The organism is Zoogloea oryzae (genome assembly GCF_030161255.1).
Taxonomy (GTDB): domain Bacteria; phylum Pseudomonadota; class Gammaproteobacteria; order Burkholderiales; family Rhodocyclaceae; genus Zoogloea; species Zoogloea oryzae.
On record NZ_BSPX01000010.1, the window covers coordinates 34,954 to 48,005 of the forward strand.

Consider the following 13,052-nt stretch of genomic DNA (forward strand, 5'->3'; position numbering starts at 1 on the left):
CCTGCTCACATCCCGGCGACGGCGGGGTATTCGCCGATGCGCTCAAGGGCCACGGAGAGGATCTTGTCGGCCTCGTCCTTCATCTTCGAGAGGCTGGCAAAGCCGAAGCGATGCACGTCGCGCAGGGTGCGATCCACGGCGACCAGCTTGCCGACGGTGATCAGCGCGCGGCCGAAGCCTTCGTGGGTGAGGTGCACCAGCGGCACGGCGAGCTGCTTGCATTCCTTCTCGATGAGCACGGCGATGGCGTTGTAGAAGGCCTTGACGCGGGCGATGGTCACGTCGTCCGGGTCGCCGATCAGCGGAATCTCCGCCTTGCGCTCCTTGGTGAGGATGTAGGGGTCGAGGATCTTCTCCACCGTCCAGCCCTGGTAGGTGCCGTAGGTGTCGAGGGCGCGCATCTGGCGGGCCATCTCCTTGATGAAATCGGTATCGAGGATGGGATCGCGTTCGACGACGGGGTCAGTCATGATGAAACTCCTGGATGGAAATGGGTGAGGAAGGCGTGCGGATCGGCACGAGCCGGGGAGCGGGCATCAGGCGGGGCGCCAGTGCGACCGCAAATCGGGCGAGGATCAGGGCGGCGAGAAAGCCCCCCATCGCCCCCAGTGCAGTAACGCCATCGCGGCCGTCGAAGGCGGCAGCGAGCGCCGCCCCCAGCAGCATGGCGATGGCCGGAAAGAGGTAGCCGAGCACGGCGCTGGCCGACAGGCCCGCCGCCGGCAGGCCGACGGTGACCACATCCCCCACCGCCACGCCCGCTTCGAGGGGCACCGTGAGCAGCGTGGCCGGGCGGTCGCCGGCCATCTTGCCCACGCCACAGGCGCTCACGTGACCGCAGGCCGAGCAGCCGCCGGTCTCCATGGCGACGATGGCCTTGCCGCCCTCGATGCGGCGGACCACGCCGCGGTGTTCGATGAAGGGCGCGCTCATCCCTGCCAACCCTCGTCTTCCATCTCCGAGAAGCGGTCGTCGGATTTGGTCTGGGCGGCGATGGCGCGGTCGATCCACTGCACGCCGCCCTCCTTCATCGCCCGGCTGATCTCGGCCAGCAGCTCGGGGATGGCGTCCACCTCGTCGGTGCGGATCGGCTGGATGCCCTTGGCCATGAGCTGCTTGATCGCCGAGGCGCCGATGGCCATCACGTACACCGCGTGGCAGCCGGCGAGAAACTCCACCTTGGCGGCGAGCTTGTTCTCGTTGCCGTCCATCGCCTCTTCGGGAAAGTCGGCGACGCCCACGAGGGTGGCCTTGTCGGGCACCACTTCGTAGATGGCAAAACCTTCGGCGGCGCCGAAGTGCTGATTGACCCGACTGCGGTCGGTGGAGGCGAAGGCGACCCTGAGCACGGCGGCGGGCTCCTCTTTAATGGACCAGACCAGTTGCAGACGACGGGGCGCCATGGTTGTCGCCGAGGCGGGGCTCGGCCCGGTAGATTGATTGATAGGGTTCGAGTTCATGGTGTTGCCTCAGCATCAGGTTGGCGAAATCGAACAAGGCCTGCCGCGTGCCGCGGTAGCCCACCCAGGTGCGCGCGTAGCCGCCCACCTGGTCGTATTGGGGAAAGCCGGCCCGCATCAGGGGCAGGCCCAGCCGCTCGGCAGTGCCCGCGGCGTGGGAGTTGGCGACGATCACCTGGGCGCCGCCGGCGCGGGCGTCCTTCTCCAGGTCTTCCAGATCGCCGATGACGATCTTGGGCACCGGCAGCAGCGCCAGGCTCTCGTGCTTGGCCGGGCTCACCGCGGCGACGATCTCGGCGCCCATGCCGGTGAGGAAGGTGGCCTGCATGCCCAGCAGGTCCGGGTCGGCCGCCAGGGCCACGCGGGCAAAGCCGAGCATGAAGTGGCAATCGACCATCGCGTCCTGCAGCTGGGCGCGCCAGCGGTCGATGCGCGCCGGCACCGGCTGGCCGGAGATGTCGGCCAGGGCCTGGGTGAAGGCGTCGCAGTCCTCCAGCCCCATCAGGCCGGCAAAGCGGTAGTCGGGCACGCCGGTGCGGGCGTGGAGCAGATCCGCCGCCTTGAAGAGCGACGGGCCGACCACCAGCGTGGCCGCCGATTCGCCCATGATCTCGATCTCGGCCCGGGGCGTGCCGCCGATGGTGAGGGACGAGAACTCGGCGTCGGTGAGGTGCCCGTCGAGGGAGTCACCGATGTCCGGCAGCACCACCGCGCGCAGGCCGAAGGCTTCGATCCACTCGCGGATCGCCTCGATGTCGCCGGGGGTGAGCATGCCCGAGGCGAGCACGTTCACCTGCTTGGGCCGGCGCCCGGCGCTGCGGCCTTCAGGCACCAGCACGTCGATCATCGATTCCACCGCCAGCGCATAGCCGCTTTCGAGGCAGCCCACGTAGTCCGGCGTGTTGACCGGCACCACCGCCACGCCGGCGTATTCCGGGTGCTTCTCGCGGAAGATCCGCACCGTGCGGCGGATGTCGGTGCCCTGGGTTTCGGACAGCCCCGTGGTCACCAGCCCGATCACGTCCGGCTTGCTCTTCTCGGAGAGCACCCGCAGGCCCTCGACCACGTTGTCGTCGGCGCCCATGATCGAGGCCACCTGATCCATCGCCGTGGTCTGCAGCGGAATCGGCTCGCGGAAGTGGCGCACGAAGAACACCTTGCCGAAGGCCGTGCAGCCCTGCGAGCCGTGCATCAGCGGCAGGCTCCGGCCCAGGCCGAGGAAGGCCAGCGAGGCCCCCACCGGCTGGCTCACCTTGAGCGGATTGACCGCCAGCGCCTTCTTGGAATGGACGATTTCAGCCATCTTGATCTCCTCAGGCGGCGAGCACGGTGCCCGGCCCTTGCTTGGCGGCCCACGGCGCCGGCTTACGCACCGACGCCCACACCGGGCTGCCCATCGACAGGGCCAGCTGGCGGGCCAGCTCTTCCATGCCGGCGTAACCGGCGTAGCCGAATTCCCGCTCCTGGTTGATGTCGAGGAAGGGGATCCGCGCCTTCAGGGCCGTGTAGAGGTTGCGGCCGCCGGCGATGAGGATGTCGGCCTTGTACTCGTGATAGGTGGACAGCAGCGCCTTGGGGCTACCGTCGTCGATCATCTTGGTGTCGTCGCCCATCAGCTCGCGGATGCGCGCCTTGTCTTCTTCCGTCGACTTCTTGGTGCCGGTGGCGACCACCTTCATGCCCAGGTCCTGCAGGGCCGAGACGATGGACCAGGACTTCACGCCGCCGGTGTAGAGCAGCACGCGCTTGCCGGTGAGGCGCTCGCGCCAGGGGTCGAGGGCCGCGCGGGACTTGGCCTCCTCCCGGGCGATGACCGCCTCGGTGCGGGCGATCAGGTCGGCGTCGCCGATGATGCGGGCGAAGTCGCGCAGGGCGTTGTTCATGTCCTGCACGCCGTAGAAGCTGCCCTCGAAGAACGGGATGCCGAAGTTGTCTTCCATCTTGCGGGCCACGTTGAGCAGCGCCTTGGCGCACACCACCATGTTCACCCTGGCCCGGTGCATGGTCTGCACCTCGTGGAAGCGCGCGTCGCCGGACAGGGTGCACAGGATGCGCAGGCCCAGCTCGTCGAACAGCGGCAGCACGTGCCAGAACTCGCCGGCGATGTTGTATTCGCCAATCAGGTTCACGTCGTAGGTCGGGAGGCCGTCGGCGCGGGGCGCGGCGGGTTCGGGCTCGCGGGTGCCGATCACGTGCTTGAACATCGCCTCGCCGGCCAGCCGGTTGCCGAGGTTCTTGGTGCCGTAGAAGCCGGCCGCATCCACCGGCACCACCGGGGTGCCCCAGCGCTCGGTGGCGGCGCGGCAGACAGCCTCCACGTCGTCACCGATCAGCGCGGTGACGCAGGTGTTGTAGATGAACACCGCGGCCGGCGAGTAGCTGTCGATGGCCTGCTTGATGGCGTGGAACAGGCGCTTCTCGCCGCGGCCCATCACCACGTCGGTCTCGGAGAGATCGGTGGTCATCCCGATGCGGTACAGGGTGGGGCCAGACGAGCGGGTGCCCCGGTTGTCCCACGACGAGCCCGCGCAGGCGATGGGGCCGTGGACGATGTGGGCCACGTCGGCGATCGGCAGCAGCGCGATCTGTGCGCCATCGAAGGAACACCCGCCGGCGGTGGCGCCGGGCTTGGGCTTGGCGCACCCGGACTTTTCCTTCTTGTTGTGGCTGCAGGCCGGCTCGTCGAGCAGGGCCTGGATTTCGCTGGCTTTCATGCTGGCCTCTCCAAGGGTTCCACTACCCTCCTGCAATTTGAGTGCCAGCTCCAAACCTCTGTTTTTAAAGGCCTGAAGGCCATCCCACGCATGTCGCAAAGCCGACAAAGCCCCGCTGCCGGTACAAACCCAACAGCGCCCCACCAAAGACAAAGGCCGCCAGAGGGCGGCCTTCGGGCAGAAGCGCGGAGGAACTCAGTGGCCGACGGGGGTGGCTGCAGGCGCCTCCAGCGCGACCGGCGCCGGGGCGTTGTGGTCGGCATCCGGATGCCAGCCCATCACCGTGAGCATGATGAAGAAGCCGGTCACGTAGGCCACCGGCACGTGCCAGCCATGGCGCAGCCACTGGGCCGCCGAGCGGGCCTCGGGGAACATGCTCGACAGGGCCACGCCGGCCGACGAGCCGAACCACAGCATCGAGCCGCCAAAGCCCACCGCGTAGGCCAGGAAGCCCCAGTCGTAGCCGCCCTGGCGCAGGGCCAGCGCGGTGAGCGGGATGTTGTCGAACACCGCCGACACGAAGCCCAGCGCCAGCGCCGACTGCCACGATGCGGCGGGCAGCTCCTCCACCGGCATCATCGAGGCGCACAGCACCAGCGACAGCAGGAAGACCGAGCCCTTGATGGTGTCCGGCAGCACCTCCCAGTCATGGCGGCGCACCGGGATGGTCAGCAGGATCGCCGCCCACACGGCCACACCGATGAAGGGGAAGGCGTCGGCCATCTCGGGAAACTTCACGTTGATGGTGATGTTGGTGACCACCGCGAACACCAGCATCACCAACACCACGAAGATCCGCCCCCAGTCCACATGGGTGTGCTGGTGGGCGTGGCGCAGGATGGGCGAGTAGGCGTGCTGCTGACGGGCACCGAAGTAGCCGATGATCACCAGCGCCACCCCCGCCGCCACGTAGGCATCGACCACGATCAGCGGGCTCACCCCGTCGATCCACATCATGGTGGTGGTGGTGTCGCCCACCACACTGCCCGAGCCACCCGCGTTGGACGCCGCGACGATGGCCGCCAGGTAGCCCACGTGCACCTTGGCCTTGAAGAGCTGATGGGCCATCGCGCCGCCAATCAGCGCCGCGGCGATGTTGTCGAGGAAGCTGGAGATCACGAAGACCATCACCAGCAGCAGGAAGCCGCCCTTCCAGTCGTCCGGCAGGAAGCGCGGCAGGATCACCGGCACGTGGCTCTTCTCGAAATGCCGGGCGAGCAGCGCAAAGCCGGTGAGCAGGCAGAACAGGTTGGCGATGGTCACCCATTCGTGCCCCAGATGGCCGACGAGGCCGGCCACGCCGGCGCCGGTCTTGAAGCCGGTGATGAGCACCTTGTAGGCGCTGATGGTGACGAGGCCGACAAGAGCCACGTAGAGGGTGGCGTTATGGAACAGCGCCACACCCAGCAGGGTGAGCGCGAAGAGGATGAAATCCAGGGGAATGCCGCCGACGGACGGCAGGCTGCCGGCCGCGAAGGCCGACACGGGGAGCAGCAGGCCAAGGGCCAGCAGCGCCCGGCCCGGACGGGGTGGGTGCGAAGGATGAGCGGACATGGGCGTTCTCGAAGGCAAATGAAAAATCGGGGAGCCGACATGAAACCGGCCGGGCGGGCCGGCCGGTCGAGGCAGGTCAGTCGTCGGCGAGATCGCGCCGGGGCACGGTTTCAGGGTCGGCGATGATGCCGCGGTAGATCTCCACCCGGTCACCCGGGCGCAGGGCTGCATCGAGCTTCACCAGCCGCCCGAAGACACCGACCTTCTGCTTCGTGAGGTCGATATGGGGGAACTGGTCAAGGATGCCCGAGCGCTTGATGGCATCCGTCACCGTGGCCGTCTCGGGCACCTCGATGGTCACCCAGATCTGGTTTCCGGGTTCGGAGTAAGCAACGCCAATCTGCATTTTGTGGTCTCCTCAAGCCGCCGACGGCGTGGCCAGCCCGCTGTCCCGCGCCGACGCCCGGGCTTCGGCGCGCCGCTCCATCGCCCGTTTGCCGGCGAGCAGGAAGCCCAGCAGGGCGAAGCCCCCAGGCGGCAGGATCATCAGCAGTGCGCCGCCATAGCCGGGCAGTTTCATTTCAAGAAAGGCAAACGAAGGCCCGAGCAGGTTGGAAGCCTGCGCGAACAGCGTGCCGGCGCCGAGGAACTCCCGCAGCAACCCCACCACCGTGAGCGCGCCGGTGAAGCCCAGCCCCATCGCCAGCCCATCCACCGCCGAGGCGGCGACCCCGTTCTTCACCGCGAAGGCCTCGGCGCGGCCGAGGATGGCGCAGTTGACCACGATCAGCGCGATGAACAACCCGAGCACCTTGTACAGATCGTGCAGCCACGCGTTCATGGCCATGTCCACCACCGTCACCAGGGTGGCGATGAGCACCACGAACACCGGAATGCGCACCTGGGAGCTGACGGTGTGGCGGATCATCGACACCAGCACGTTGGAGACCACCAGCACCGCGGTGGTCGCCAGCCCCATGCCGAGGCCGTTGGTGCCGCTGGTGGTGACCGCCATGGTCGGACACATGGCCAGCAGCTGGGAGAACACCACGTTCTGGTCCCACAGGCCTTCCTTGATGATGCTGCGGTAGTCGTTGCTCATGTCAGCCTCCTGTGATTTCCGTGCGGTGCTCGGCAAAAAAATCCAGCCCGCCCTTCACCGCCTTGACCACCGCCCGGGGGGTGATGGTGGCGCCGGCAAACTGGTCGAACACGCCGCCGTCTTTCTTCACCCCCCACCGTTCGGGGGCCGGATCGCCCAGGGACTTGCCGTCGAAGGCCTTCACCCAGGGGTCTTTCTTCACCTCGATCTTGTCGCCCAGGCCCGGGGTCTCGGTGTGCTTTAGCACCCGTACGCCCAGGGTGTGGCCTTCGGCATCGACGGCCATCAGGATGCTGATCTCGCCAGCGTAGCCGCGCTCGGCCACCTGAAAGACCGCAGCCTTCACGGCCCCGGCGCGGCGGGCGCGGTAGATCGTCACCGGTTTGCCGGCCTTGTCGATGGCCAGCGTGTCCTTCAGGAAATCGTTGTCGGCCAGCCCTGCCGGCAGCACCTCGGCGAGGGAATCCCGCAGATCCTTGGCCTCGGCGGCGGCAATGGCCTCGCCGGTAGAGCCGGCAGCCATCGCCAGCGCAGCGCTCGCCACCAGGGCCACGATGCCGAGCAGCACCGGCTGGTAGCCGATGTGCTCGCGGATTTCGTCCAGTTTCATGGGTCAGGCGCTCCCTTACTTGGCCGGAATTTCCAGCGGCTTGCCCTTGCGGTCGCGGCCGAGGATGCGCGGCTTGACCAGGCGGTCGATGACCGGCGTGAGGGCGTTCATCATCAGCACGGCAAAGGCCATGCCCTCGGGGTAGCCCCCCCAGGTGCGGATGATCCAGGTGATGAGACCGACGCACAGCCCGAAGACGATCTGCCCCGGGCCGGTGTTGGGGGATGTCACGTAGTCGGTGGCGATGAAGAAGGCGCCGAGCATCGCCGCACCGGAGAGCAGGTGCTCGGCAACACCGAGATAATGGGCCGGGTCCACCGCGTGGCCGATGGCCGCCGGAATCGCCAGCCCCGCCAGCACCGCCACCGGCGTGTGCCAGGTGATGACGCCGGTGGCCAGCAGGTAGAGCCCGCCTGCCAGGATCAGCAGCGAGGCCGACTCGCCCAGGCTGCCCGCCCGGGTACCGAACCATGACAGGGCCGGCGCGTTGGCGGCGGCGAGGGACTGCAGCAGGTCGATGCCCCGGGACATCTCGGTCTTGGTGTGGCCCAGCAGCGAGGCGCTGGCGATGCCGTCGAGCGGCGGCGCGCTGGTCACGAAGATGTGCAGCCCCTGCAGGAAATCCGGCGTCGGCACGCTGGCCAGGCTCATGGGCAGCACCCACTGGGTGAGCGGCACCGGAAACGACACCAGCAGCGCCACCCGGGCGACCATCGCCGGGTTGAAGACGTTCTGCCCCACCCCGCCGAACACCTGCTTGCCGATCACGATGGCGATGAAGCCGCCCACCACCGCCACCCACCAGGGCGCCCACGGCGGCAGGGTCATCGCCAGCAGCCAGCCGGTGAGCAGCGCCGAACCGTCGAACAGCGTCTTGCGCACACGGGTGGAGCCGGTCATGCGCAGGGCCATGGCCTCGAAGACGAGGCACGACACCACCGTCAGCAGCCACAGGAAGAACGACGGCCAGCCGAACAGCCAGAAGCCGTAGAGGGTGGCCGGCACCAGCGCGAGCTGGACCCGGACCATGGTGCGCCCGACGGTGTTGCCGCCGTGGGCGTGGGGCGAGGCGATCGCTTCGCCCTGGAGGGTGGCGAGATTCACGCGATTTCTCCCTTCTGCGGTTCGGTGCTGGCTGGCGCCGCGGCTGCGGCGGCTGCAGCCTGCTGGGCGGCCCGCTCGGCCTTGCGTTTGGCGGCGGCTTCGGCCTTCTCGCGCGCTTCACGCTCGAGCCGCTCCTGCCGGGCAATGCCGAGCTTCTTGGTGGATTCGGTGCGCAGCTTGGCGCGCTCCCGGGCCGAGAGATCGCCCTTGGCGTGGTAGAAGTACTGCACCAGGGGGATGTGCGACGGGCACACGTAGGCGCAGCAGCCGCAGGCGATGCAGTCGGCGAGGCCCAGGTCCATCGCGCCATCCAGGTCGTCGTTGCGGATGCGGGCGCTCATCTCGAGGGGCAGCAGCCCCATCGGGCACGCCTTCACGCAGCTGCTGCAGCGGATGCAGGCTTCGGGCTCCAGCGCCTCGGCCTCCTTCGCGTCGAGCAGCAGGATGCCGCTGGTGCCCTTGACCACCGGCACCCGGGCATGGGGCAGCAGGGTGCCCATCATCGGGCCGCCCATCACCAGCCGGGCCACCTCGCCCCTGGCCCCGCCCGTGAAGGCGATCAGGTCGCTCACCAGCATGCCCAGCGGCACTTCGTAGTTTCCGGGCATGGCCGCGGCGGCGCCGTTGACCGTCACGAGGCGACTCACCAACGGCCGACCCAGCACCACCGCGTCATGCACGGCCCGGGCAGTGCCCACGTTATGGACGATCACCCCCACGTCGGCGGCGCGGGCGTCCGACGGCACCTCGCGGCCGGTCAGCTCGACGATCAGCTGGCGGTCGGACCCCATCGGGTAGCGCGCCGGCACCGGCACGATGGTGATGTTGTCGAAACCCCTGGCGGCCTCGAGCATCGCCGCGATGGCCTCGGGCTTGTTGTCCTCGATGCCCACCTTCGCGCAGCCGGCGCCGGTGGCGATCAGCATCAGGCGGATGCCCGACACGATCTCGGCGGCCTTGTCGCGCATCAGCCGGTCGTCGCACGAGAGATAGGGCTCGCACTCGCTGCCGTTGATGATGAGGGTGTCGATGTCGGAGCGGCGCCCCAGGTTGAGCTTGACCGAAGACGGGAAGGTCGCCCCGCCCATCCCCACCACGCCGGCGGCGGCCACCCGCGCGGCCACGTCGGCCGCGGCCAGGGCGTAGGGGTCGGCGGGCAGGTTGTCGGGTTCGATCCAGCGGTCGTCGCCGTCAACCGTGAGGGTGATCGCCATCGCCGGCAGGCCCGAGGCGTGGGGCGCGGTGATCTCGCCGATGGCGCTGATGACACCCGAGGTGGGCGCATGCAGCGGAGCCGAGATGTTGCCCTGGGCCGCCGCGATCAGTTCGCCCTTCTTCACCTTCTGGCCCACCAGCACCACCGGGCGCGCAGCGGCACCCACGTGCTGGGACAGCATCAGATGCAGGCGCTGCGGCAGCGGCACCGCATGGACGGGCTGGTCGGCGGCCGGCCGTTTGTGGTCGGCCGGATGCACGCCCCAGTGCTTGCCCGTGAGTTTCTTGATCAGACTGCTGAAGTCCATGGTGGCTCCTTAGGCTCCCGTTACCCGTTGCGCCGTGACCACGGCAGCCGGCAGATTGCGTTCGCGGATCGTCATCGCTTTCCTCATGCTGCCAGCGGCTTGGGCATCACCCAGTGCTGGACGGTGACCGGCACCGGCTTCATCGCCAGCGCCTCGGTGGGGCATTTCTCGACGCAACTGCTGCAACCGGTACAGGCCTCCCGCAGCACGTTGTGGATCTGCTTGGCCGCGCCGACGATGGCATCGGTCGGACATACCTTGCTGCAGCGGCAGCAGCCGATGCACAACTCCTCGGCCACCATCGCGATCTTCGGGCCATCGTCCGACAGCCCCGACAGATCGACGGTGAGGCCCAGCTTGGCGGCGATCGCCGCAGCGAGGCTCTTGCCACCGGGCGGACAGCAGGTGGGCGGCGCCGTGCCATCGACGATGGCGGTGGCGGCGCCGGAGCAGCCCGGAAATCCGCACTGCCCGCAGTTGGAGCCCGGCATCATGGCGATCAGCTCGTCCACGACGGGGTTGCCCTCGACCCGCAAGACCTTGTTGGCGAAACCCAGCACGATGCCGAGCACGGCACCCAGCACGGTGAGACTGAAGATGGCGATCAACATTTTGCGGCGCTCCCTTACACGTTCATGCCCGAGAAGCCCATGAAGGCCAGGGCCAAGAGGCTGATGGTGACGAAGGCGATCGGCGCGCCGGCAAAGGCCGCCGGCACCCGGGCAAGGGCCACGCGCTCGCGCAGCCCGGCAAAGATCAGCAGCACGATGGTGAAACCCAGGGCCGAACCGAAGCCATACACCAGGCTCTTGAACAGGCTGAAGCCCTGCTGCACGTTGAGCAGCGCCACGCCCAGCACCGCACAGTTGGTGGTGATGAGCGGCAGGTAGATGCCCAGCGACTGGTACAGCCCGGGGCTCGATTTCTTGATGAACATCTCGGTGAACTGCACCACCGCGGCGATCACCAGGATGAAGGTGAGGATGCGCAGATAGCCCAGGCCCAGGGGCTGGAGCAACCAGTTGTCGAGCATCCACGACGCGCCGGCCGCCAGGGTGATGACGAAGGTGGTCGCCAGGCCCATGCCGAGGGCGCTGTCCACGCTCTTGGAAACGCCCATCACCGGGCACAGGCCAAGAAACTTGATCAGCACCACGTTGTTCACCAACGCGGTCGACAGCAGCAGTAGCAGGAAGTCCTTCATGGGATGGCGCCTCTGTTCGGGTTTAGCCAGCCCAACGCATAAGCCATGCCAACCTCGCTGCAGTGCCGCAAATGCCCGGCGGCGTGCGGAATTGTGGGGCACGCACCAAAGAGGGGCGGATTTCGGGGGGCGGAATGTCACAAAGCCGACAGGCGTTTATGTCGCATTTGCCCCGAAAACCCGCCGTCTGCCGCGCCAGCCGCGGGAAACGGGCATTTTTGTGCACCACGGCACGGAAGATGCTCCGGCAAACCAAAGAAGCGTCCGATCCGAGAAACGCACACCCGAGGAGCCAAATTCATGCCGTCAGCCAAATGCCTCGCGGCTCAACACGCGCAACCCAGCCCGAAGCTTCCGCCGGAGGTCTATCTCCAGGCCGTGGACCAGGCCGATCTGGCCATCTCGATCACCGACCTCGCGGCGAACATCCTCTTCGCCAACGAGAGCTTCACCCGGGTCACCGGCTACACCCCCGGCGAGGTGGTGGGCAACAACGAGTCGATGCTCTCTAACCGCACCACCCCGCGGGAGATCTACCAGTCCATGTGGACCGCGCTGATGGAGCAGCGACCCTGGTCGGGCAAGCTCCTCAACCGCAAGAAGAGTGGCCAGCTGTACCTGGCCGAGCTGACGATCTCGCCGGTGGTGGACGCCGCCGGCAAGACCACCCACTACCTGGGCATGCACCGGGACATCACCGAGTTCCACCGGCTCGAGCAGATGGTGCGCAACCAGAAGGCGCTGATCGAATCGGTGGTGGACGCCGCCCCGATCGCCATCGCCCTCCTCGACCAGAAGGGCCGGGTGCTGCTGGACAACCAGGCCTACAAGAAGCTCGTCACCGACCTGCGGGTGGCCGAACCGGCCCACACCCTGCTCGACAGCGTGCTGGGCACCTGGCGCACGCAGCTCTCCGACGACATCGTCACCTGCGTCTTCGAAAACCGCGAAGCCCGGGTGGACCACCGCAACGGCCGGCCCCGCTGGCTGTCGGTGACCACCTCGATGATCCAGATCCACAGCGACAGCGCCGACAACTACTTCGCCTCGTCCGACCAGCCCGGGCTGCTGCTGGTGATCTCCGACGTCACCAGCCTGCGCGCCGAGCAGGAGCGCGCCCGCACCGCCGCCCTGCAGGCCGCCATGGCCGAGGAAGAGCGCACCGCCGCCCTGCGCGAGGGCCTCTCCGCGGCGATCTTCCGGCTCGAAGAACCCATGAACGTGATGGCCTCGGCGGTCTCGATCCTGCAGCGGCGCGATCCGTCCAGCGCCGACCTGCTCAAGCACGCCCTCTCCGCCGGCCGCGAGCACATGGAATCCCTGCGCTTGGTGATCCCGCCCAGCGCGCCGGAGATGGTCTTCAGCGTCAATCTCAACGAGCTGCTGCGCGACGTGCTGGAAGTGTGCACGCCCCGCCTGCTGCGCGCCGGCGTGGTGGTGGACTGGCACCCGGCCGCCACCCTGCCGCCCCTGCTGGGCCGCCCGCTGCAGCTGCGGATGCTCTTCAAGGCGCTGGTGGATAACGCCATCGAAGCCATGGACACCAAAGGCTGGAAACGCCGCGAGCTGACCCTCGCCACCTCGGTGGTACGCAACTGCATGGTCGTCACCGTCACCGACAGTGGCCCCGGCATCCCGGCCGAGCTGCGCCACCGGGCCTTCGAGCCCTTCTTCTCGGCCAAGACAGGGGCGAGCCGCCACCTGGGCACCGGCCTGTCGCGGGCCCAGCAGATCGTCTCGGACCACGGCGGCATCATCGACCTGGACGAGAGCCCCGGCGGCGGCTGCCACGTGGTCGTCGAGTTCCGCCTGGACGGCGACCCGATCTGAGACACAACGAC

Annotated in this window: 14 protein-coding genes; 1 reads left to right on the forward strand and 13 read right to left on the reverse strand. The window is 68.0% G+C overall.

Annotated features, from left to right (window positions below; translation table 11 throughout):
- Positions 1–5: 5 nt before the first annotated feature.
- From QQK25_RS05345 to rsxA, 13 genes are all read right to left on the reverse strand, one after another.
- Entirely contained in the window at positions 6–470 is a 465-nt protein-coding gene (locus tag QQK25_RS05345; RefSeq protein ID WP_284187004.1) for a NifX-associated nitrogen fixation protein, read from the reverse strand.
- On the reverse strand, positions 463–933 hold the full coding sequence (locus QQK25_RS05350) for a SoxR reducing system RseC family protein (RefSeq protein WP_284187005.1): 471 nt from the start codon (positions 931–933) through the stop codon (positions 463–465). Before QQK25_RS05350 ends, QQK25_RS05345 begins: the two co-directional genes overlap by 8 nt.
- The gene (locus tag QQK25_RS05355; protein WP_153161145.1) at positions 930–1,403 is read right to left on the reverse strand and encodes a NifB/NifX family molybdenum-iron cluster-binding protein; all 474 of its coding nucleotides are present in this window, start codon (positions 1,401–1,403) and stop codon (positions 930–932) included. Before QQK25_RS05355 ends, QQK25_RS05350 begins: the two co-directional genes overlap by 4 nt.
- A complete protein-coding gene (gene nifN / locus QQK25_RS05360) occupies positions 1,366–2,763 on the reverse strand; it encodes a nitrogenase iron-molybdenum cofactor biosynthesis protein NifN (protein ID WP_284187006.1) in 1,398 nt (465 codons plus the stop codon). Before nifN ends, QQK25_RS05355 begins: the two co-directional genes overlap by 38 nt.
- A 10-nt stretch (positions 2,764–2,773) precedes the next feature.
- A complete protein-coding gene (gene nifE / locus QQK25_RS05365) occupies positions 2,774–4,174 on the reverse strand; it encodes a nitrogenase iron-molybdenum cofactor biosynthesis protein NifE (protein ID WP_284187007.1) in 1,401 nt (466 codons plus the stop codon).
- A 195-nt stretch (positions 4,175–4,369) separates the two neighbouring features.
- Complete coding sequence (locus tag QQK25_RS05370) at positions 4,370–5,728, reverse strand: citrate transporter (protein ID WP_284187008.1); 1,359 nt, start codon at positions 5,726–5,728, stop codon at positions 4,370–4,372.
- 76 nt (positions 5,729–5,804) lie between these two features.
- Positions 5,805–6,074, reverse strand: a complete 270-nt coding sequence (locus tag QQK25_RS05375; RefSeq protein ID WP_284187009.1) for an RnfH family protein — start codon at positions 6,072–6,074, stop codon at positions 5,805–5,807.
- 12 nt (positions 6,075–6,086) lie between these two features.
- Positions 6,087–6,770, reverse strand: coding sequence for an electron transport complex subunit E (locus QQK25_RS05380; RefSeq protein WP_284187010.1), 684 nt, complete (start codon positions 6,768–6,770; stop codon positions 6,087–6,089).
- Position 6,771: 1 nt separating this feature from the next.
- Positions 6,772–7,380 (reverse strand): electron transport complex subunit RsxG, encoded by a 609-nt coding sequence (rsxG, locus tag QQK25_RS05385; RefSeq protein ID WP_284187011.1) that lies wholly within the window; start codon positions 7,378–7,380, stop codon positions 6,772–6,774.
- Positions 7,381–7,395: 15 nt separating this feature from the next.
- Positions 7,396–8,484, reverse strand: a complete 1,089-nt coding sequence (locus tag QQK25_RS05390) for an RnfABCDGE type electron transport complex subunit D (RefSeq protein WP_284187012.1) — start codon at positions 8,482–8,484, stop codon at positions 7,396–7,398.
- A complete protein-coding gene (gene rsxC, locus QQK25_RS05395) occupies positions 8,481–10,007 on the reverse strand; it encodes an electron transport complex subunit RsxC (protein WP_284187013.1) in 1,527 nt (508 codons plus the stop codon). Before rsxC ends, QQK25_RS05390 begins: the two co-directional genes overlap by 4 nt.
- A gap of 83 nt (positions 10,008–10,090) precedes the next feature.
- The gene (locus QQK25_RS05400) at positions 10,091–10,618 is read right to left on the reverse strand and encodes an RnfABCDGE type electron transport complex subunit B (protein WP_284187014.1); all 528 of its coding nucleotides are present in this window, start codon (positions 10,616–10,618) and stop codon (positions 10,091–10,093) included.
- A 14-nt stretch (positions 10,619–10,632) separates the two neighbouring features.
- Positions 10,633–11,211, reverse strand: a complete 579-nt coding sequence (rsxA, locus tag QQK25_RS05405) for an electron transport complex subunit RsxA (protein ID WP_153161137.1) — start codon at positions 11,209–11,211, stop codon at positions 10,633–10,635.
- Positions 11,212–11,511: 300 nt separating this feature from the next.
- On the opposite strand from rsxA, the gene nifL reads away from it, so the two are divergent.
- Positions 11,512–13,041: a nitrogen fixation negative regulator NifL gene (nifL, locus tag QQK25_RS05410; protein ID WP_284187015.1), complete on the forward strand. Its 1,530-nt coding sequence runs from the start codon at positions 11,512–11,514 to the stop codon at positions 13,039–13,041.
- The last annotated feature ends 11 nt before the right edge of the window (positions 13,042–13,052 follow it).